Below are 21347 nucleotides of genomic sequence, written 5' to 3' on the forward strand. Positions count from 1 at the left end.
GACTAGCTTGAGGATAGACCGGAACCACAGATTGCCAATTTTTCAGACCAGGCGCGAAATCCTGCATCACGCTGAACCCTGTGGGAGCTGGCTTGCCTGCGATGCAGACGACTCGGTCCAGCAGCTGGGGCGAGGTGATGCTATCGCAGGCAAGCCAGCTCCCACAGGTTGGACTATGCCCGACTCGGCTGTGGGGGTCTTCAGCAGAAACGTCCGACAGCTTTTTGAGGTTGTCCCTAGGACACTCAATCTCTAGTCTCCGGACACCGCTGAAAACTCAGCGGACGGGCGTCGCGGCCCGGATTGATTAAGCATTGCCTCCTTTCAGTTGACGCTTTTTTATCGTCTACTGTGCGGCGCTATGGTGGCTGTGCGCGGGATACCTTCGGGTATGCCGGTTTCCTTAATCTCCGGTCCGCGAACCTGCGCACAGCTGCCACCTTTATCGCGTCGCGGCGATCAATTGGCAGCTCCACTTAGATTAAGGAACGGCACAATGATCAAACCCACCCCCAATCCTCCCATCCGGCTATTCACCGTGGCCGATGGAGTCAGCACTGAAGACCTTTTGGTCAACCTCAGCGAAACACTCGCTTCAGCCAATGCACTGAGTTGCGACATTGCCTTCAACCTGGAAGGCGCACCGCGCGAAGAGTTGCTAGGCGTTGCGCAGTTGATCGAGCTGGCGCAATTGCTCGCTGACCGTGTGCACGATGGTGTCGGACAGGCGACAGCCACGATCAACTGAAGGCCCGCTGCAATCTGTAGGAGCCGGCTTGCCGGCGATGAGGCCATCGAGGTCGGCGGCGGGTTTTCCGGCGTCATCGCTGGCAAGCCAGCGCCTACAGTGAATGCAGCGTCTGAAAGGTGAGGTACGCAATCAGAAATTTCCGACAGCTCATTAGGGGGGTAGGAAGCTAAACCTCTTATATCCGTACACCGCTGCAAACTCAGCAGTCGGGAGTTGCGGTACTCGTACACAAGCGTGATCGTGTGGCCGACCTTAGACTTCCCAGCTGGCTTCGCGTATGTGATTGAAGTTGACGACATCTACGCAGTGCTGATGAGCAAATCCCGCGACTCTAAGATCGTCAGTCAAAACCAGATAATTATCTTTTGCTGCGGCGACAATACCGACATCGGTAAGGCCATAGGGTGACAACTCATAATCGCGACTTATAGCCAAGGCTGGAATGTGCGTCTCGATTATTGTGGAAAGTGAGTGCGTTAGCGTTTCATAGAAGTCGTGCAGCTTGCTCCCATAAAGTCCATTTGTCAGGTTGCTGACTTCAGCGAGAATGTGGGGTGTTGAAACGAGCTTTTCAAATTGATCGATTACTTTAAGCAGAAGTTGATAGTCTTCATTGCTGTAGCCGCGTGTTCTCTTGAATTCCCCGATGCTGGGCGTTCCTCCTATCAGTGCCAGAAGTAGCAAATTAGTGTCAACGATGATTCCTTTTCTTCGATACTTCTTGATGTAAGTATCTATCATATCTCGCGGATCTTCATGGAGCGGAACTCGCCAGTCTCCGCGTCAATGATGAAGGTCTTGTATTTTCGTTCAAATATTTCTCCGGAAAGAGCTGCGCCCATTCTCTGGAGTTTATTAGGGTTTGGGACGTTAAAGCCCAGCGTGATTGCCCAGGCTTTTTTGTTTGGATCGAGTTCTACTTCCTCAAGCATTAAATCGTTCAGCGCCATTTCTTGCCCGAGAAAATCGTTGGCTGCTGCTTTTGCAACTTTAACAGCCTCTTTAACTTCTATCATGTCAGCTCCTGAATATCGGTGGGCCGGGCTTGAACTGCTTCTGGAGTTTAGCACTTCGTGTTGTAGGTTCATCGCCGTCTCTTGAAGGTAAAAATAGATCGGATAGAGGTTGGCGGATGATCCTGATCTATCACATGAACGCTGCCAATGAATCGATTGTTTCTGCGGGCGACAAAAACTCCCGGTCCACCGCAACCAACACCGGCCGTTTCAACACCAAGACCGGCACGCCACGCTCGCGCGCCACTTCCAGTTTCGGCTCGGTGGCGGTGCTACCGCTGTTCTTGCTGATCAACACATCAATCCCGCGCCGTGCAAACAACGCGCGTTCGTCTTCGAGCAGAAACGGCCCACGTGCGCCGATCACTTCGCAACGTTCATTCCCCGGATACATGTCTAGCGCGCGTAGCGTCCAGAATTGGTCGGCAGGGATTTCATCGAGGTGCTGCAGCGGCTCGCGACCCAGCGTGAACAGCGGCCGCTTGAAGGGTTTCAAAGCGTCGATCAGTTCGGCCCAGTCAGCGACCTCGCGCCAGTCATCTCCCGGCTGCGGCTGCCACGCCGGGCGTCGCAGTGCCCAGCAGGGGATGCCGCTGATCTGCGCGGCCTCGGCGGCATTGCGGCTGATTTGCGCCGCATAGGGGTGGGTTGCATCGAGGATCAGGCTGATGCCTTCATCCCGGACAAACTGGGCCAAGCCCCCAGCGCCGCCGTAACCGCCAACACGCACGTGGCAGGTCAGATCAGTGGGCACGCGCCCAACCCCGGCCAAACTGTAGACATGCTCCGGCCCCAAAGTCCGTGCGATAGCCAGCGCTTCGGTCACGCCGCCCAACAGCAAGATGCGTTTCATCGCGGCTTGACCACTTCCAGCAAGGTAATCGGCAGCGCCTGGCGCCACGTATCAAACGCCCCCAACGGCTGCGCCTGGGCCACGTGGATGCGGGTCAGTTCGCCGCCGTGCTCTGCGCGCCAGTTCATCAGGGTCATTTCGCTCTGCAGGGTCACGGCGTTGGCCACCAGCCGACCGCCAGGACGCAGGTGTTGCCAGCAGGTGTCGAGCACGCCGTCGCGGGTGACGCCGCCGCCGATAAAGATCGCGTCCGGTGCTTCGAGGCCGTTGAGCGCTTGCGGCGCGGTGCCGCGGATCAGTTGCAGGCCGGGCACGCCGAGGGCATCGCGGTTGTGTTCGATCAGGTCCTGGCGGCCTGCATCGGCTTCAATCGCCAGCGCACGGCAGCTCGGGTGCGCGCGCATCCATTCGATGCCGATTGAGCCGCTGCCCGCGCCCACATCCCAGAGCAGCTCACCGGGCATCGGCGCGAGGCGGGCGAGGGTCATGGCGCGCACATCGCGCTTGGTCAGTTGGCCATCGTGTTGGAAGGCTGAGTCGGGCAGGCCCGCCAGGCGTGACAGGCGTGGTGTTTCGCTGGAAGCCAGGCAATCGATGGCGACCAGGTTCAAATCGGCGACGCGAGCGTGTTGCCAATCCCCAGCCAGCCCGTCAATGCGCCTTTCATCCACGCCGCCCAGATGTTCAAACACACTCAACCGGCTGGGCCCGAACCCGGATTCAGCCAACGACGCGGCAATCAATGCAGGACTGCTGCCGTCATTGCTCAACACCAGCAACCTCACGCCGGTCGCCAGATGTGCATTCAGCGCCGCCAAGGGCCGGGCGACCACGGACAGCGTCACCACCTCCTGCAGCGGCCAGCCCAACCGCGCCGCCGCCAGGGACACCGATGAAGGCGCCGGCAAAACCAGCAACTCGGCAGCCGCCACCTGCCGCGCCAAACTGGCGCCCACGCCGTAGAACATCGGGTCGCCGCTGGCCAGTACGCACACCGGTTCGCCACGTCGCGCCAGCACCGGCTCCAGGGAGAACGGGCTCGGCCACAACTGTCGCTCGCCGCGAATACACACCGGCAACAGGTCCAGCTGGCGTTGGCCGCCTATAATCCGGGTGGCGCGCAACAGGGCGTGCCGGGCATTCCTGCCCAGCCCCTTGAAGCCGTCTTCACCGATGCCTACAACCGTCAGCCAGGGCGACATATGAATTCCTTGAACGACATCCGACGGGCAGGCTTTTCATGCCGCCGGACAAAGCAGGCATAATACCGCGCCTTGACCCGTTAACCGGTAGCCCTGTGAACCCAACGCCCGCTCTGAATACCTTGCGCCCCTCGGCTTGTCCGGGGTTGCTGCGTATCGTCCAGGCGCTGGACGGCGGCATTTGCCGGATCAAACTGGCCGGCGGTTCGATCACGGCGGCCCAGGCCAACGCTGTGGCAGACGCCGCCCACGCCTATGCCGGCGGGGTGATCGAGGCCACCAACCGCGCCAACCTGCAGATTCGTGGGATCGGCGCCGAGCAGGAAGCCTTGATCGCCCTGCTGCTCGCCGCGGGCCTGGGGCCCAGCAATGCCGCCGGCGACGATGTGCGCAACCTGATGCTCAGCCCCAGCGCGGGTATCGACCCGCAGATGCTGTTCGACACGCGCCCATTGGCAGACCAGATCCTGGCCACCCTGCAAAGCCATCCGCGTTTTCATGAGTTGTCGGCCAAGTTCGCCGTGCAGCTGGATGGCGGGGAGGCCCTGGCGATGCTCGAGCATCATCATGACCTGTGGCTGTCGGCGTTCGTACGCAAGGGCGAGACGCTCCTGGCGTTCGGCCTGGCAGGCTGTCCGGGGCTGGATGCGCCGCTGGCGGCCGTGCCTCTGGCGCAAGGCCATGCACTGGTGGTGGCCGTGCTGGATGCGTTTCTGGACCTCGCCACGCCAGAACAGACGCGCATGCGCCATCTGCCTGTGGATAACTTAATGAGCCGTCTGGAGCTGCCGCTGCTGCCAATCGACGGCTTCAAGCGCCCGCCCAGTGGTGCCTTGCTGCATCTCGGCACTTATCCACAGATGCAGAAAAACCAGTTCTACGTCGCTGCCATCGCCCCCTTGGGGCGCCTGAATGCGACGATGCTCAAGGGCGCCGCACAACTCGCCAGCGAGTACGGCGACGCCACCCTGCGTTTCACTCCTTGGCAGGGCGTGCTGTTGCCCAACATCGAAAAGCCCTACGCGGTGACCGAGCGCCTGGCGCAGTTGGGCTTCCTCTGCTCGGTCGACCAACCGCTGGCGCACATGACTGCCTGCACCGGCTCCAGCGGCTGCGGCAAGGCCTTGGCCGACACCAAGGCCGACGCCGTGCAACTCGCCGCCTTGCAACCCGGCCATGACGTGCACCTGTCCGGTTGCCCACGGTCCTGCGCCGCCGCGCACACGGCGCCGGTCACCTTGCTGGCGGTGAGCCCCGGCCACTACGACCTGTATTTTCGCGATGCAGCCCACGCCGGTTTCGGCCGGCTGCACGCGCGCACTCTTTCTATTGAAGCGGCGGGCGCCCTGCTGCGCGCTCGCCCACGGAGCAACACCGATGATTGATTACATCCGCGACGGTCAGGAGATCTATCGCAACTCCTTCGCCATTATTCGCGCGGAAGCCAAATTGGACCGTATCCCGGCTGATCTGGAGAAACTCGCGGTGCGCGTGATTCATGCATGCGGCATGGTTGAGGCTATCGATGGCCTGCAGTTCTCTGAAGGCGCGGGCAAGGCCGGCCGCGATGCACTGGCCGCCGGTGCACCGATTCTGTGTGATGCGCGGATGGTTTCCGAAGGCGTGACCCGCGCGCGGCTGCCGGCCAACAATGCCGTGATCTGCACCCTGCGCGACGACAGCGTGCCGGAGTTGGCGCGCGAGCTGGGCAACACGCGCTCTGCGGCTGCGCTGGAACTGTGGCGTCCGCACCTGGAAGGCAGTGTAGTGGTGATCGGCAACGCGCCGACCGCCTTGTTCTACCTGCTGGAAATGCTCGACGCCGGCGCACCGAAGCCGGCGTTGATCCTTGGTTTCCCGGTTGGTTTTGTCGGCGCTGCCGAGTCCAAGGCGATGCTGGCCGCCGACAGCCGTGGCGTGCCGTTCGTGATCATGCAAGGCCGCCTGGGCGGCAGTGCGATGGCCGCCGCTGCGGTGAACGCCTTGGCCACGGAGGTCGAATAATGCCGGTACGCGGACGTTTGATTGGCTTGGGCGTGGGCCCCGGTGACCCCGAGTTGATCACCCTCAAGGCCCTGCGCCTGCTGCGTGAATCACCGGTGGTGGCGTACTTCGTGGCCAAGGGCAAGAAGGGCAACGCCTTCGGCATTATCGAAGACCACCTGGTCGCGCAGCAGACCCTGATGCCGCTGGTGTACCCGGTAACCACCGAGATACTCCCGGCGCCGCTGTCGTACGAGCAAGTCATCAGCAACTTCTACGACGCTGCCAGCCTCGACGTGGCCGCGCACCTGGATGCCGGCCGCGACGTGGCGGTGATCTGCGAAGGCGACCCGTTCTTCTACGGCTCCTACATGTACCTGCACGACCGCCTGGCCGAGCGGTATGAGGCCCAGGTCATTCCCGGCGTGTGCTCGATGCTCGGCGGTGCCTCGGTACTCGGCGCGCCGCTGGTGTATCGCAACCAGAGCCTGTCGGTGCTCTCGGGCGTGTTGCCCCATGATGACCTCAAGCGCCGCCTGGCAGATGCCGACGCGGCGGTGATCATGAAGCTGGGTCGCAACTTCCCCAAGGTGCGCCAGGTGCTCGAAGAACTCGGCCTGGCCGAGCGCGCGCTGTATGTGGAGCGCGCGACCATGGCCAACCAGAAAATCGTGCCACTGGATCAGGTAGAGCCGATGTCTTCGCCGTACTTCTCGCTGATCATCGTGCCCGGTGAACGGTGGCAAGGTTGATGAATCCGGCGATTGTCATTTTGGGCCAGGGCAGCCTGGCCACCGCGCGCAGGATCCAGCAGGTTTACCCGGGCGCATTGATCCACGGCCTGGCCGGACGGGTTGAAGGCGCGGACCAGGCCTACAGCGAATTCGGCGCGACCCTGCGCCAGTTGTACCAGCAAGGCACGCCGCTGATCGTGCTGTGCGCGGCCGGTATCGTGATCCGGACCCTGGCGTCACTGCTGCTGGAAAAAGGTGAAGAGCCCGCCGTGCTGGCGGTGGCCGAAGACGGCAGCGCCGTGGTGCCGCTGCTCGGAGGCCTGGGCGGCGTGAATGTCATGGCCCGTGAAATTGCCAGTGCGCTGGAGGTGTCCGCGGCCATCACCACCAGTGGCGAGCTGCGTTTCGGCACCTGCCTGCTCAACCCGCCTGCGGGTTATGAGTTGGCTGACCTGGACCTCGGCAAGCGCTTTGTGTCCGACCTGCTGGCCGGCGCAAGCGTGCGCATTGAAGGGGCGGCGCCCTGGCTGGATGAGGCCAACCTGCCACAGGATCAGCAGGCGCGCCTGGCGATTCACGTCGGCAGTGCCGAGCGCGTGCCGGCTGCCCATGAATTGCTGATCTATCCGAAGACCGTGTGCGTCACCTGCAAACCGGGTCCGCAGTTGGCGACACGTGTGCGCAGCGCGCTGCACGAAGCGGGTATCGCCGTGCAATCGCTGGCCTGCCTGTTGGCCAGCGAGACGCAGATGGCCGACGTGTCGTTGCACGAAGCGGCGGCGCAATTGGCCGTGCCGCTGCGCTTTGCCGTCGTGGAGCAAGACGCGGATATCGCTATCAGCGTCGCCGAACAGCCGCTGGACGTGTCGCAGGTCGGTCGTGTGCGTGGCCGCCTTGCTGTCATCGGCCTCGGCCCTGGCGCCGCCGAGTTGATGGTGCCGGCGGTGAAGGCCGAACTCGCGCGCTGCACCGATGTGCTCGGCTATGAAACCTATGTGCGCATGGCCGGGCCGTTCCGTGACGATCAGGTGCAGCATTGCACCGACAACCGTGAAGAAATGCAGCGCGCCCGCCACGCCTTCGAACTGGCTGCCCTTGGCCGTTCGGTGGTGGTTGTATCGTCCGGCGACCCGGGTGTGTTCGCCATGGCGGCGGCGGTGATCGAGGCGTTGCACGAGTCCAGCGACCCCGCGTGGCACCAGGTCGACCTGCAGATCCTGCCCGGCGTTTCGGCCTCGCTGGCGACCGCCGCCCAGGCCGGTGCGCCGTTGGGGCATGACTTCTGCGTGATGTCGCTGTCGGACAACCTCAAGCCCTGGTCGATCATCGAAAAGCGCCTGGACCTCGCGTCCCAGGCCGACCTGGCCCTGGCGTTCTACAACCCGATCTCGCGTTCGCGGCCGTGGCAGTTGGGGCGCGCCCTGGAAATCGTTGCGCTGCACCGCACCCCCGAAACGCCGGTGGTGCTGGGCCGTGACATCGGTCGCCCCGGCCAGACCCTGCGCACCACGACCCTGGGCCAGCTCACGCCGGAGCAGGTGGACATGCGCACCATGGTGCTGATCGGCTCGTCCACTACCTGCACCTTCCCCCGTGCCGGTGGCGGTGATTGGGTGTACACGCCGCGCTGGTACGGCGAAAAACCCATCGGCTGAAAACGCCTCGACGGCCGCCAGAAAGCTCCGAGTGACCCAGGGAATTACCTGCGGTGACTCGGGGCTTTTTCTTTTTTTATCGATGAAAACCCGAAGGCTGGCACGCATGCCCAGTAATTGCTGGGCTGCGTTTTGCGCGGTGCCCTTGCAAGCGATGTTTGTCGTCTGGCAAGCCGCGCAGCCGCTGGATTAGTGTGAACACATGCCCCATGTGGGGGCTTGTGGAGAACTGAAAATGGAGCGACATCACGCAAGGATCAACAGCAGCAAAAGGCGCAAGTTGATTGCCGCCTACAAGTTGCCGGGGGCACCTGGCAAGCCGCCTGCCGTGCCCCTCGACCCGAATAATCCATGCAATGCGGCGGTGGTCAACAATAGTGTGATTTCGTTTGCCGAGGGCCTGTCCGGGATCAACCGGGAGTACATCCGTAAAAGCTATCTGCTGGCCAGCAGCTACGTCAGCGATGTATTAAAAATGCACCGGGGTACCGAGGCCTGGTACGACGAATTCATCAAGGTCATGATCAGCCTGGGCTGGTTGCCGGTGCGCAGCAGCTTCGAGCGGGTCTCAAGTTCCGGCAAGGGCCTGACCGTGCAATTGGCAGTGCTGAACCTGATCGCCGCCATGCTCGCCTCGACCTCATTGGCCGGGCCACTGCTGGCGTCGCTGCCCAAGTTGGCGGCCGATGCATTGGAGGCCATGAAGCAACACCCCGCTTCGTTCGAGCTGTTCAAGCGCAACACTACGCTGCATCAGGGCGGTGATTTCGGCGTGGCGTCCTGCGCCGAAAACGACGGCGAGGTGATGATGGTGCTGGTGACCTACAGCAGCCGTGGCGTAAGCAAGCAGGTGGGCCTGCCGTTTCTGGAGTGGGACAGTACGTCGTCCGAGGCTTTCAGCGGGCAAACCTGCCTGGTGCTGAATACCTCGGTGGTCAACGAAAAAACCATCCAGTTGATGCGCGAAAGCGCCGGCGACAAGGTGCAGCTGGCAATTGCCCAATACCGGATCTAGGGCACCAGGTAACCGCGTACGCCGGTGAAGATGATTTGCGCGGCCAAGGCGCACACGAACAACCCCATCAACCGACTGACAATCTGCAAGCCCTGGTCACCGAGAATGCGTTCGATCCGGTTGGACAGGTACAGCACCACGCCCACCGTGAGGCTGGCCAGGGCAATGCTGAGGATGGCGGTGATCTTGTCATCCCAGTGTGGCTGGCTGACGCCCATCACCAACAGCGCGCCGATGGTGCCGGGGCCGACGGTGAGGGGGATGGTCAGCGGTACGATCGTCACATCCTGCTGCACGTTGTCGGTCTGCACTGCGGACTTGCCCTGGGCCATGCCCAAGGCGGAAATGAACAGCACACTGCCGGCGCCGATGCGAAACGCATCCACAGTGATGCCGAACACGCTGAAAATCACCCGGCCGAACAAGTACAGCAACACGCTCGATACCAGGGTGGCGAGAGCCACTTTCCAGGCCAGGCGCCGGCGCTCCTTGCTGGAGTAGCCACGGGTCAGGCTGATAAAGCAGGACAGCACGAAGAACGGGCTGTAGAGCACCAGCATCTTCAGGTAAACGCTGAACAACACGTGGAGCATGGTGGGAGCTCGCAACGGAGGAGGGCGAGCGGGAGTTTATCAGGCCTGTGGCTGAGCGCTATCTGTGATGCGACAACACTTTCAATGTGGGAGCGGGCTTGCTCGCGAAAGCGGAGTGTCAGCCAATACATGTTTGACTGATACAGCGCGTTCGCGAGCAAGCCCGCACACATTTTGATCTGCGCCATGCAGGGGTCAGGTAGGCGCATGCTCTGGCCGCTGTTGACGCTGCGCGACCCAGAACTCCACCAGCTCGCGTAATTGCGAGAGTTCCACCGGCTTGGCCATGTGGCCGTCCATTCCGGCCTGGCGTGCACGTTCTTTGTGCTCCGAGAGGATATGCGCGGTGAGCGCCACCACCGGTGTGCGAATGCGTTGGTGGCTGACTTCCCACGCGCGCAGTTGCTGGGTCGCGGAGAAACCATCGAGGATCGGCATCTCGCAGTCCATCAATACCAGGTCGTAACGCTGGGCCTTCATCGCCTCCAGTGCTTCCTCGCCGTTGCTGGCGGTGTCCGGGTTGAGGTTGAGCTTGCCGAGCATGCCACGGATCACTTTGGTGGAAATGCTGTTGTCTTCGGCCACCAGGATGCGGAAGTCGCTGGGCACGGTGACGGGCGCTGGCGCGATGGGCAGCGCGCGCGCCGGGACGTTGCCCTTGCTGCGTTGAGTCAATTCGTCGGCCAGGGTGGTCTTGAGCGTATAGCCCGCCACGGGCTTGGCGAGAATGCGCTTGATCCCGCAGTTGCGCGCGATGATCTTGCTCGGCGCATTGCTGATGCCGGTGAGCATGATCAACAGAATGTCGTGGTTCAGACTCGGGTCTTCCTTGATCTTCGCCGCCAGTTGCATGCCGGTCATGCCGGGCATGTTCTGGTCGAGCAGCACCACGTCGAAGTAATCACGCAGGTGTGCCTTGGTACGCAGCAGCGCCAGGGCTTCCTTGCCCGACGGCACGGCGCTGACATTCAGGCCCCAGGCGGTGCATTGCTGCACCAGCACTTTGCGGCAGGTGTCGTTGTCGTCCACCACCAGCACGCGCGCGCCCTTGAGCGGGCCATCGAGGTCGGAGGTCGGGTGTTCGAGGCGTTCCGGGTCCAGCGGCAAGGTCAGCCACAGGGTGCTGCCTTGCTGGGCGCCGCTCTTGATGCCGAACTCGCCGTTCATCAACAGGATCAGCTGGCGCGCAATCACCAGGCCCAGGTGGCCGCTCAGGCGCGTGGCCGAGAGGAAGTTCTTGCTGTGCAGTTCGCTGTGCAGCAGGGCGTCGCGCTCGGCGGCTTCCATTGGCAGGCCGCTGTCCTGGACGGCAATGCGCAGGCGCGGCTTGGTGCTGCGGTCATCCAGGGCGACCACGATCAGCACTTCGCCTTCATCGGTTTTCTGCAGGGCGTTTTCCAGCAGGCTCAGCATCGCCTGGCGCAGGCGCGTCGGGTCGCCGCTGATCACGCGCGGTACCTGGGGCTGGATGAAACTGATCAACTCGACGTTTTGCTGCTCGGCCTTGGCGCGGAAGATACTCAGGCAATCTTCGATCAGCGCGTTGAGGTCGAATTGCACATCATCCAGTTCGATCTGTCCGGATTCGAGCTTGGAGATATCGAGGATCTCGTTGATCAACGTGAGCAGTTCATTGCCGGCGCTGTGGATGGTTTGCACGTAGTCGCGCTGTTTCACCGACAGCGGCGTACCCAGCAGCAGCTCGGTCATGCCCAGCACGCCGTTCATGGGGGTGCGGATTTCGTGGCTGATTTTCGCCAGGAACTCGGCCTTGGCCGCGATCTCTGCGTTGCTGGCGGCCAGGTCACGGCTGAGGCTGAAACGCGCCTCGACAATCGCACGCTGGCGTTCGCCCAGGGCCAGGCTCATCAACAGGCCACTGACGCAGATAAATGCCAGCAGTGTGACGATCAGGCCTTGCGGCGAGACCATGGTCAGGCCCAGCAAGGCCGGGAGGATGATCAGCGTACCGATGTTGAACACCACCATCGCCGCCACGAACAAACGTGCGGGGCGGTAGCCTTTCTGCCAATGGCAGGCCGAGACAAACAGCATGCTCAAGCCGGCCAGGGCCACCAGGGCGTAGGTGATGATGTTCAGCGGCAGGGTGTTGACGAACAACAGCAGCAGGCCGCACAGCACGATAAAAAGAATGTCGGCCATCAACAGTTTGTTCAGCGGATGCGGGCCGAGCGGCATGAAGAAACGGTAGGCAAACATCAGCCCGCACGGCGCGGTCAGCAGCAGCGCGAGGTAGGCGCCCGGGGTCTGGATCGCATGCCAGTTCGGCAGCCACGGGCCTACCAGGTTGAGCAGCAGCGCCAGGCTGAGCATCAACAGCACTTCGCACGCCGCCAGCCACAGGCTGCTGCGCGAGCGGTGGTAGGCGAAGCGCGTGAGGTTGTGCAGGATCAGCATCAGCAGGCAGCCGAACAGCAGGCCGTAGATCAGCGTCTGGGTCTGGTCGGCGGCGGCGAGCACGGCCGGTTCCAGGGTGATATAGGGGCGCAGTTCGTGTTCGGAGACCAGGCGCAGATAGACATCCAGAGGCTTCTGGCTCTGGGGCATCGGCAGCATGAAGTCACTGCTGGGCAGCGGGCGTTCCGCCTGGGGCTGGCGCGTGCCGGTGCTTTGTTGTTCGACCAGTGTGTCGCCGTCCAGCACGTAGAGGCTCAGGTGCGACAGGTCGGGCGCGAATACCCGCAGCACTTGCTCGTGCTTGCCGGGTTGCAGCTTGAAACGTACCCACAGTGCACCGTCCGGTTCCGCGGCGGTAATGCGGTCCAGTTCAATGGGGCTGAATTGATTGGTGTAGCGTGAAGAGCGGATGTCGCTCAGCTGCAGATCGGCCTGTTCATCAAGCAATACTGCCCAGCCACTGCCTTGCGCGGCGGCCTGGGCCGGGAACAAGCAGAGCAGTGTCAGCAGGCTGACAGTGAAACCTATGGCGATCCTGAGCCAGCGCACGGCGAAATCCCTTCGTAGGTTGATGCACGGGTTAACTATGCGCGGGGTGGCATGAGTACGGCAAGGGCCAGAGGCCCTTACCTAACCGAACGGATAGCGACTTACGAGTGCTCGCCGCGTTCCCGCGCGATGGCGCGATAGCCGATATCAGTGCGGTAGAAGCAGCCTTTCCAGTCGATTTTTGCGGCCAGCTTGTACGCCTGTTGCTGCGCGGCGTCGACACTGGCACCCATCGCGGTGGCGCACAACACGCGGCCACCCGCAGTGACAACCTTGCCATCCTTGAGCGCGGTGCCCGCGTGGAACACTTTGCCTTCCAGCGTAGCAGCAGCGTCCAGGCCTTCAATCACATCACCCTTGGCGTAGTCGGCAGGGTAGCCACCGGCTGCCAGCACAATGCCGACGCTCGGGCGTGGATCCCATTGCGCTTCGACCTTGTCCAGGGCCTGGGCCAATGCGGCTTCGACCAGCAGCACCAGGCTCGATTGCAGGCGCAGCATCACCGGTTGGGTTTCCGGATCACCGAAGCGGCAGTTGAACTCGATGACTTTCGGGTTGCCGGCTTTGTCGATCATCAGGCCGGCGTAGAGGAAACCGGTGTACACATTGCCTTCATCGGCCATGCCGCGCACGGTGGGCCAGATCACCAGGTCCATGACGCGCTTGTGCACGTCGGCGGTAACCACCGGGGCAGGGGAGTAGGCACCCATGCCGCCCGTGTTCGGGCCGCTGTCGCCGTTGCCGACGCGTTTGTGGTCCTGGCTGGTGGCCATCGGCAGCACGTTCTTGCCGTCGACCATCACGATAAAGCTGGCTTCTTCGCCGTCGAGGAATTCCTCGATGACCACGCGCGAACCCGCGTCACCAAAGGCGTTGCCGGCGAGCATGTCGCGCACGGCGTCTTCGGCTTCCTGCAGAGTCATGGCGACGATCACGCCTTTGCCAGCGGCCAGGCCGTCGGCCTTGATCACGATCGGCGCACCTTTTTCACGCAAGTAAGCCAGGGCCGGCTCGATCTCGGTGAAGTTCTGGTAGTCGGCGGTCGGGATCTTGTGGCGTGCCAGGAAATCCTTGGTGAACGCCTTGGAACCTTCCAGTTGGGCCGCGCCGGCGGTAGGGCCGAAGCAATCCAGGCCACGGCTGCGGAACAGGTCGACGACGCCAGCCACCAACGGCACTTCCGGACCGACGATGGTCAGGGAGACGTTCTTTTCAGCGAAATCCGCCAGTTGCTCGAGCGCCAGCACGTCGATAGCGACGTTCTCGCACTTGGCTTCGATGGCGGTGCCGGCGTTGCCGGGGGCGACGAATACTTTCTGGACGCGAGGGTCCTGGGCAACTTTCCAGGCCAGGGCGTGTTCACGGCCACCGCTGCCAATGATGAGGACGTTCAAGTCAGACTCCTTCGAAGGAAGTTACAAGCTGCAAGCTGCACGTTGAGAGCAATCTGTATCGCTCTGAAGGCAGCCTGCAGCTATGAATTTTAGAGGCTACAACCAGCAGCAAAAGCGAGGCAGCTGTGCTTTTACGTGCTGCTTGCAGCTTGAACCTTGCCGCTTCACGGCAGTGGATCAGTGACGGAAGTGGCGCATGCCAGTGAAGACCATGGCGATGCCGGCTTCGTCTGCCGCCGCGATGACTTCGGCGTCACGCATCGAACCGCCCGGTTGGATCACGGCGGTCACACCGGCTTTCGCAGCGTTGTCCAGGCCATCGCGGAACGGGAAGAACGCGTCGGATGCCATCACCGAACCGACCACCTGCAAACCGGCGTGTTCGGCCTTGATCGCGGCGATACGCGCCGAGTTGACGCGGCTCATCTGGCCAGCGCCGACACCGATGGTCTGGCGGTTCTTGGCATAGACGATGGCGTTGGATTTAACGTACTTGGCCACTTTCCAGGCGAAGATCAGGTCGTTGATCTCTTGCTCGGTCGGTGCGCGCTTGGTCACCACTTTCAGGTCCTGGCTGCCGATCATGCCGATGTCGCGGCTCTGTACCAGCAAGCCGCCGTTGACGCGCTTGTAGTCCCAGGCAGCGGCACGTTCAGCCGACCACTCGCCGCAGGCCAGCAGGCGCACGTTGGCCTTGGCTGCCACGATGGCGCGGGCTTCTTCGCTGACGGAAGGGGCGATGATCACTTCGACGAACTGACGCTCGACGATTGCTTTAGCGGTCTCGGCGTCCAGTTCGCGGTTGAACGCGATGATGCCGCCGAATGCGGATTCGGTGTCGGTCGCGTAGGCCAGTTCGTACGCCTGGCGGATGCCGCCTTCAGCGTCCGGGCTCACGGCCACGCCGCACGGGTTGGCGTGCTTGACGATTACGCAGGCTGGCTTGACGAAGCTCTTCACGCACTCAAGCGCGGCGTCGGTGTCGGCCACGTTGTTGTAGGACAGCTCTTTGCCTTGCAGCTGGGTCGCGGTGGCGATGCCCACTTCGGCCGGCTTGGCCTCCACGTAGAACGCCGCGCTCTGGTGCGGGTTCTCGCCGTAGCGCATTTCCTGGGCCTTGATGAACTGGCTGTTGAAGGTGCGCGGGAACTGGCTACGGCCTTCGGTGCTGAGGGTTTCAGCCGCCTGGTTCACGGTGCCCATGTAGTTGGCGATCATGCCGTCGTAGGCGGCGGTGTGTTCGAACGCCTTGAGCATCAGGTCGAAGCGCTGGGCGTAGGTCAGGCCGCCGGCTTTCAGGCTTTCGAGCACCTGGGCGTAGTCGCTGGCGTTGACCACGATGGCCACGTCTTTGTGGTTCTTGGCTGCCGAGCGAACCATGGTCGGGCCGCCGATATCGATGTTTTCGATGGCGGTCGGCAGGTCGCAGCCTGGCTTGTTGATGGTGGCTTCGAACGGGTACAGGTTGACGGCTACCAGATCGATCGGCTTGATGCCGTGCTCGCTCATGATGGCGTCGTCGGTACCGCGACGGCCGAGGATACCGCCGTGGATTTTCGGGTGCAGGGTCTTGACCCGACCGTCCATCATTTCTGCGAAACCGGTGTAGTCCGCCACTTCTACTGCGGCCACGCCGTTGTCCTGCAGCAGTTTGAAGGTCCCGCCCGTGGAGAGGATTTCCACGCCAAGGGCTTCCAGCTCCCGGGCAAATTCGAGGATCCCGGTCTTGTCGGAGACACTGATCAAGGCGCGGCGGATCGGCAGGCGGGTAGTCTGGTCGGTCATTTCAATTTCCATCAAAAGCAAAGGAAGTCAGCAAAAAAGGCGACCGTTTTTACGCGGGCGCCTTTCTGGTTTGATTGAATGCTTACAGCAAATCGTATTGTTTGAGCTTTTTGCGCAAGGTGCCACGGTTGAGGCCCAGCAGCTCACTGGCTTTGGTCTGGTTGCCCTTGACGTAGTTCATCACGCTTTCGAGCAAGGGCGCCTCGACTTCGGAGAGCACCAGGTTGTACACGTCCGTGACGGAAGCGCCCTCAAGGTGGGCGAAATAATTGTGCAGCGCCTTCTCGACACTCCCGCGAAGGGTCTGGCCTTCTTCGCTCGGCGTGTTGAGGTGCTGTTTCAAATTGACGTTGTCGCTCACGGGTGTTGTTCCACTCACTAAAGTCTCGGTCATCATCGTCATGCGGCCACCCCCTCTCCGTCCCCTGTCCCCAGGCTCTTGTAACGCTCGCTGAAGAACTCACGAACGTTGGCGCACTGTGCTTCCGTATCATCCAAACGATTGAAGTGGGCGCGAAACTCCCTGGCGCCCGGCAAGGTTGCGAGATACCAGCCGACATGCTTGCGAGCAATGCGTACTCCCATCACGTCTCCATAGAAGGCGTGCAGGGCGGCCAGATGCTCTAGCAGAATACGTTCCACCTCGATCAACTCCGGTGCCGGCAAGACTTCGCCGGTACGCAGAAAATGCTCGATCTCACGAAAAATCCACGGCCGCCCCTGGGCGGCCCGGCCAATCAACAGGCCATCGGCACCGGTAGCGTGCAGCACGCGCCGGGCTTTCTCGGCTGAGTCGATATCGCCATTGGCAAAGACCGGCATCGACACCGCCTGCTTGATCGCGGCAATGGTGTCGTACTCGGCTTCACCGGTGTACAGATCGGCGCGGGTGCGCCCATGCACCGCCAGCGCTGTAATGCCCGCCTGTTCGGCGATCTTCGCCACCGTCAGGCCATTCTTGTTGTCCCGGTCCCAGCCGGTACGGATCTTCAGGGTGACCGGCACATCCACTGCGGCGACAACGGCCTGCAGGATCTCGGCGACCAACTGCTCATCCTTCAACAAGGCGGACCCTGCGGCCTTGTTGCAGACCTTCTTGGCCGGGCAGCCCATGTTGATATCAATGATCTGTGCGCCCAACTCCACGTTGGCCCGGGCCGCATCCGCCAGCATCTGCGCATCACCGCCGGCGATCTGTACCGAGCGGGGCTCGGGATCACCTTCGTGGATCATGCGCATCCGCGATTTGCGGGTGTTCCACAAGCTCATGTCGCTGGTGACCATTTCCGAGACTACTAGACCCGCGCCCAAACGCTTGCACAGCTGACGAAAGGGCTGGTCGGTGACGCCCGCCATAGGAGCGAGGATCAAGCCGTTCTGCAATGTGTATGGGCCGATGCGTACCGCCGACATAGGACTTCCCTGTTGTGGGGCCGGATCATTAGAGTTCGAAAAAGGGTTGGCATGATACCCGCTCTCGATGACTGGATAAAGGCTGAATTGGATAAAATCTGAACAGCAATTTCTTTATCGCCGCCGGTTTGGTTGCCCGGCGCCTAGTCAAGAATCTGCCGTCAAGCCTCTGTGCATGAACCGATTCACTCGGGCGAATGAAAGCTCAGGCTGTAATTCACGGCTTTGTTGCCTGGATCGAGGATATCCAGGGAGATATGGATCGGCGTCTGTGATGGCATTTCGCTCACGCCGGCCAACTCACCGCTGAGGTATTCGGCGGGCTTGAACCGACGACTGGCGATCAGGCTGCCGTTCAAATCGGCAAAACGCAGCTCCAGCAGCGGGAAGGGCTGGGAGAAGGTCGCGCGGTTATAGATGATTGCATCCACCACCAGCGCCCCGGCGAACTCCGGGTGGCTGCGTACCACCAGGTTGCTGCTCTTGATGTGGGCGATATCGACCCGTGACGGCACCGTGCAGCCCAGGGTGGGGCACAGTTGCTGGAACCATGGGCGGTAGGCGTCCTGGCGGGCCAGGTCGTCGAATTGGTAGGCGATGTATTGGCCGGCGAGGCCGGCGGCGGCGATCAGCACCAGCAACAGCCAGAGCAGGCGGCGGCCCCAGCCCGACGCACGTTTTTGCGCGTAGAGGTGCAGCGGGTCGTCTTCGAGGTCCTGCAGGACATCGTCGTGAACGCCGGTGGACGGGCGAGGGCGCTTGCGTCGGGGTTGCGGGCGTTCTTCGGGTTCCGGTTCCTCGACCGCCTCGATGACGGGCGTGACGGGGGGATCGAGTTCGTCGTCCTCGAGCGTCGAGCGCAGCGGCGGTTCGTCGTCGATATCGTCGGTGTGGAACGACATCGACGGTTCGGTGCGCTGGCGGGTCGCAGGTGTCTTGGTCGGTTCAGGGGCTTCGACGACCTGGACGCGTTCTTCCGGTGGTTCGCTGAACAGGCTGGCCGCCCACTTTTCTTCCTCGGCCTTGACCGTATCGCGGCTGGCGCTGAGGGCCTCTTCCTTTTGCCGACGGTCGGAACCGCCCTGGCGACGCTCCGCGCCCGAGGGCTGCGTGTGCTGAATCTCGCGGCGCTCCAGCTTGGCCAGCTCCACGTCGAGGTCGAGGTTGTCCAGGTCCAATTCTTCGGCGGTCCACTGTTTCTGGCTGATCGCCCGCGGGGCCTCTGCGGCTGGCTCGACAGGTTCCGGTGCCGGCGCCTGCTGGGCGCGCTGCTCCAGCAGCTGGCGTGCCGCATTGAACACCTGCAGGCACGAGCCGCAGCGCACCACGCCGCGGGCCACGCTCAATTGAGCGTGGTTAACGCGAAAGCGTGCTTGGCAATGCGGGCACTGGGTGACGAAACTGTCGGTCATGCGGCCATCCGATTCAGGCAAGCGCTCATTCTAGCGCCGACGACCGCTGATGCGTACCCAGCCATCACGGTTGGCGATCGGATCCAGCTCGAAATCCTTGGTGTAGGCAGCGGCCACGTCCTCACCCTGCTCGGCAAGGATGCCCGACAGCGCCAGGCGGCCGCCCGGCTTGACCAGGCTCGACAGCTGCGGCGCCAGGGAAACCAACGGGCCGGCGAGGATGTTCGCCACCAGCACATCGGCCTGCACCTGGGGCAATTGCTCGGGCAGATAGAGTGGGAATTTATCTTCGGGAATGTGGTTGCGCCCGGCGTTGTCGCGCGAAGCTTCCAGGGCCTGCACGTCGATGTCGGTGCCGACGGCTTCCTTGGCGCCCAGCAGCAGGGCGGCAATCGCCAGGATCCCCGAGCCGCAGCCGAAGTCCAGCACGTGGCTGTCGGTCAGGTCCTGGCCGTCCAGCCATTCCAGGCACAGCGCGGTGGTGGGGTGGGTGCCGGTGCCGAAGGCCAGGCCCGGATCAAGCAGCAGGTTGACTGCGTCCGGCTCCGGCGCGGCGTGCCAGCTCGGCACGATCCACAGGCGCTGGCCGAACCGCATCGGCTGGAAGTTATCCATCCAGCTGCGTTCCCAGTCCTGGTCTTCGATGACTTCGCTGTGGTGCTCGGGCAGCGGGCCGCCGGTGAGCAGTTCCATATGGGCCAGCACGGCGGCGGCATCGGTGCCGTCCTCGAACAGGGCCAGCAGATGGGTGTGGGACCACAGCGGGGTGGTATTGAGTTCGGGTTCGAAGATCGGCTGGTCTTCGGCGTCCATGAAGGTCACCGAGACGGCGCCGACTTCGAGGAAAGCGTCTTCGTAGGTTTCGGCTTGTTCTGGGCTGATGGCGAGACGGACTTGCAGCCAAGGCATGGCGGGCACCTTTGAATAAAATGAATGTGCGACTGCTGGGTCGCGAAAGCGCGCAAGTTTACGCGAGAGCATGACCTGTGGCGAGGGAGCTTGTTGTGGCGAGGGGGCTTGTCCCCCGTTGGGCTGCGTAGCAGCCCCATGAGGTCGCCGGATTTCTCCAAGTCAATCTCAAGATCAGGTTTCGGGGCTGCTGCGCAGCCCAACGGGGGACAAGCCCCCTCGCCACAAGAGCCAATTTCACAGGGCTCACAAACAACAAAGCCGCCCGAAGGCGGCTTTGTTGGGTGGAGCACTTACTGGTTGGCCAGCTTGTGTTCCAGGTAGTGAATGTTCACACCACCTTCGCAGAAGCCTTCATCACGGACCAGTTCCCGGTGCAGCGGGATGTTGGTCTTGATGCCGTCGACCACGATTTCGTCCAGGGCGTTACGCATACGGGCCATGGCCTCGTCGCGGGTCGCGCCCCAGGTGATCAGCTTGCCGATCAGCGAGTCGTAGTTGGACGGAACCTTGTAGCCGCTGTACAGGTGCGAATCCACACGGACGCCGTTGCCGCCGGGCGCGTGGAAATGCTTGACCAGGCCAGGGCTTGGGATAAAGGTCTTCGGGTCTTCGGCGTTGATACGGCACTCCAGGGAGTGGCCATGCATCTTCACGTCGTCCTGGGTAAAGGACAGCGGGTTGCCGGCGGCGATGCTGAGCATCTCCTTGACGATGTCGATACCGGTGACCATCTCCGAAACCGGGTGCTCTACCTGCACGCGAGTGTTCATCTCGATGAAGTAGAAACGACCGTTCTCGTAGAGGAACTCGAAGGTACCGGCGCCACGGTAGTTGATGTCGATGCACGCCTTGACGCAGCGAGCCAGTACTTCCTGGCGAGCTTTTTCATCCAGGCCCGGTGCCGGAGCTTCTTCCAGTACCTTCTGGTGACGGCGCTGCAGCGAGCAATCGCGGTCGCCCAGGTGGATGGCGTGCCCCTGGCCGTCGGACAATACCTGCACTTCCACGTGACGTGGGTTGGTCAGGTACTTCTCCAGGTAGACCATCGGGTTGCCGAACCAGGCGCCCGCTTCGGAGCGGGTCTGCTTGGCGGCTTCGATCAGGTCTTCTTCCTTGTGCACCACGCGCATGCCGCGACCACCACCGCCACCGGCGGCCTTGATGATCACCGGGTAACCGACTTCGCGACCAATGCGCAGGGCGGTGGCCTCGTCTTCAGGCAGTGGGCCGTCGGAACCTGGAACGGTTGGCACGCCAGCAGCGATCATCGCGTCCTTGGCCGAGACCTTGTCGCCCATCAGGCGAATGGTTTCGGCTTTCGGGCCGATGAAGGCAAACCCGGATTTTTCCACCTGTTCGGCGAAATCGGCGTTTTCCGCGAGGAAGCCGTAGCCCGGGTGGATGCCGTCAGCGCCGGTCACTTCTGCCGCGGCGATGATGTTCGAGACTTTCAGGTACGAGTTCGTGGCCAGTGGCGGGCCGATGCAGATGCTTTCGTCCGCCAGTTTCACGTGCATCAATTCGGTATCGGCCGTCGAGTAAACAGCGACGGTCTTGATGCCCTCTTCCTTACAGGCGCGCAGGATACGCAGCGCGATCTCGCCGCGGTTGGCGATCAGGACTTTTTGCAGTTTCTTCGCAGGTTTCAACATCGAAGGCGCT

Annotated in this window: 19 protein-coding genes; 6 read left to right on the plus strand and 13 right to left on the minus strand. The window is 62.3% G+C overall.

Going from position 1 to position 21347, the window contains the following annotated elements:
• The first annotated feature begins 496 nt into the window (after positions 1 to 496).
• Positions 497 to 748 carry a DUF6124 family protein gene (locus QMX97_RS13205; RefSeq protein ID WP_282397047.1) on the plus strand — a complete coding sequence of 84 codons (252 nt, stop codon included), beginning with the start codon at positions 497 to 499 and terminating at the stop codon, positions 746 to 748.
• A gap of 255 nt (positions 749 to 1003) precedes the next feature.
• On the opposite strand, the gene QMX97_RS13210 is transcribed toward QMX97_RS13205, so the two are convergent.
• The 4 genes from QMX97_RS13210 to cbiE all read right to left on the minus strand — a co-directional run bounded on the left by QMX97_RS13210 (position 1004) and on the right by cbiE (position 3822).
• The gene (locus tag QMX97_RS13210) at positions 1004 to 1492 is read right to left on the minus strand and encodes a PIN domain-containing protein (protein WP_120447527.1); all 489 of its coding nucleotides are present in this window, start codon (positions 1490 to 1492) and stop codon (positions 1004 to 1006) included.
• Positions 1489 to 1767, minus strand: a complete 279-nt coding sequence (locus tag QMX97_RS13215) for a hypothetical protein (protein ID WP_120447528.1) — start codon at positions 1765 to 1767, stop codon at positions 1489 to 1491. Before QMX97_RS13215 ends, QMX97_RS13210 begins: the two co-directional genes overlap by 4 nt.
• A gap of 130 nt (positions 1768 to 1897) precedes the next feature.
• Positions 1898 to 2620, minus strand: a complete 723-nt coding sequence (locus QMX97_RS13220) for a cobalt-precorrin-6A reductase (RefSeq protein ID WP_282397048.1) — start codon at positions 2618 to 2620, stop codon at positions 1898 to 1900.
• Complete coding sequence (cbiE, locus tag QMX97_RS13225; RefSeq protein WP_282397049.1) at positions 2617 to 3822, minus strand: precorrin-6y C5,15-methyltransferase (decarboxylating) subunit CbiE; 1206 nt, start codon at positions 3820 to 3822, stop codon at positions 2617 to 2619. The genes QMX97_RS13220 and cbiE overlap by 4 nt, the downstream gene beginning before the upstream one ends.
• Positions 3823 to 3860: 38 nt before the next feature.
• Here cbiE and cobG point away from each other — a divergent pair, with 38 nt between their 5' ends.
• The 5 genes from cobG (at position 3861) to QMX97_RS13250 (ending at position 9209) form a co-directional block, all read left to right on the plus strand.
• Positions 3861 to 5207 (plus strand): precorrin-3B synthase, encoded by a 1347-nt coding sequence (gene cobG / locus QMX97_RS13230; RefSeq protein WP_282397050.1) that lies wholly within the window; start codon positions 3861 to 3863, stop codon positions 5205 to 5207.
• Positions 5200 to 5826: a precorrin-8X methylmutase gene (locus QMX97_RS13235; RefSeq protein WP_016972527.1), complete on the plus strand. Its 627-nt coding sequence runs from the start codon at positions 5200 to 5202 to the stop codon at positions 5824 to 5826. The genes cobG and QMX97_RS13235 overlap by 8 nt, the downstream gene beginning before the upstream one ends.
• A complete protein-coding gene (locus QMX97_RS13240; protein WP_282397051.1) occupies positions 5826 to 6557 on the plus strand; it encodes a precorrin-2 C(20)-methyltransferase in 732 nt (243 codons plus the stop codon). The genes QMX97_RS13235 and QMX97_RS13240 overlap by 1 nt, the downstream gene beginning before the upstream one ends.
• A complete protein-coding gene (cobJ, locus tag QMX97_RS13245; protein ID WP_282397052.1) occupies positions 6557 to 8194 on the plus strand; it encodes a precorrin-3B C(17)-methyltransferase in 1638 nt (545 codons plus the stop codon). The genes QMX97_RS13240 and cobJ overlap by 1 nt, the downstream gene beginning before the upstream one ends.
• 235 nt (positions 8195 to 8429) lie before the next feature.
• Positions 8430 to 9209, plus strand: a complete 780-nt coding sequence (locus QMX97_RS13250; protein WP_065900265.1) for a hypothetical protein — start codon at positions 8430 to 8432, stop codon at positions 9207 to 9209.
• On the opposite strand, the gene QMX97_RS13255 is transcribed toward QMX97_RS13250, so the two are convergent.
• The 9 genes from QMX97_RS13255 to accC all read right to left on the minus strand — a co-directional run bounded on the left by QMX97_RS13255 (position 9206) and on the right by accC (position 21337).
• On the minus strand, positions 9206 to 9802 hold the full coding sequence (locus QMX97_RS13255) for a MarC family protein (RefSeq protein ID WP_003217330.1): 597 nt from the start codon (positions 9800 to 9802) through the stop codon (positions 9206 to 9208). The two genes, QMX97_RS13250 and QMX97_RS13255, sit on opposite strands and share 4 nt — an antisense overlap.
• Before the next feature lie 195 nt (positions 9803 to 9997).
• Positions 9998 to 12769 (minus strand): hybrid sensor histidine kinase/response regulator, encoded by a 2772-nt coding sequence (locus tag QMX97_RS13260; RefSeq protein ID WP_120447534.1) that lies wholly within the window; start codon positions 12767 to 12769, stop codon positions 9998 to 10000.
• Positions 12770 to 12870: 101 nt separating this feature from the next.
• A complete protein-coding gene (gene purD / locus QMX97_RS13265) occupies positions 12871 to 14163 on the minus strand; it encodes a phosphoribosylamine--glycine ligase (protein ID WP_065900269.1) in 1293 nt (430 codons plus the stop codon).
• A gap of 177 nt (positions 14164 to 14340) precedes the next feature.
• Complete coding sequence (gene purH, locus QMX97_RS13270) at positions 14341 to 15948, minus strand: bifunctional phosphoribosylaminoimidazolecarboxamide formyltransferase/IMP cyclohydrolase (protein ID WP_065900272.1); 1608 nt, start codon at positions 15946 to 15948, stop codon at positions 14341 to 14343.
• An 82-nt stretch (positions 15949 to 16030) separates the two neighbouring features.
• Positions 16031 to 16351, minus strand: a complete 321-nt coding sequence (gene fis / locus QMX97_RS13275) for a DNA-binding transcriptional regulator Fis (protein ID WP_002555375.1) — start codon at positions 16349 to 16351, stop codon at positions 16031 to 16033.
• Positions 16348 to 17361, minus strand: a complete 1014-nt coding sequence (gene dusB / locus QMX97_RS13280; RefSeq protein ID WP_016976994.1) for a tRNA dihydrouridine synthase DusB — start codon at positions 17359 to 17361, stop codon at positions 16348 to 16350. Before dusB ends, fis begins: the two co-directional genes overlap by 4 nt.
• A 185-nt stretch (positions 17362 to 17546) precedes the next feature.
• A complete protein-coding gene (locus tag QMX97_RS13285) occupies positions 17547 to 18773 on the minus strand; it encodes a DUF3426 domain-containing protein (RefSeq protein ID WP_282397053.1) in 1227 nt (408 codons plus the stop codon).
• A 30-nt stretch (positions 18774 to 18803) separates the two neighbouring features.
• Positions 18804 to 19682, minus strand: coding sequence for a 50S ribosomal protein L11 methyltransferase (prmA, locus tag QMX97_RS13290; protein WP_282397054.1), 879 nt, complete (start codon positions 19680 to 19682; stop codon positions 18804 to 18806).
• 293 nt (positions 19683 to 19975) lie between these two features.
• Positions 19976 to 21337 (minus strand): acetyl-CoA carboxylase biotin carboxylase subunit, encoded by a 1362-nt coding sequence (gene accC, locus QMX97_RS13295; protein WP_065900276.1) that lies wholly within the window; start codon positions 21335 to 21337, stop codon positions 19976 to 19978.
• Positions 21338 to 21347: the final 10 nt, after the last annotated feature.

The sequence above is a fragment of the Pseudomonas sp. PS01298 genome (assembly GCF_029959745.1).
In the GTDB taxonomy this organism is placed as follows: domain Bacteria; phylum Pseudomonadota; class Gammaproteobacteria; order Pseudomonadales; family Pseudomonadaceae; genus Aquipseudomonas; species Aquipseudomonas aylmerensis.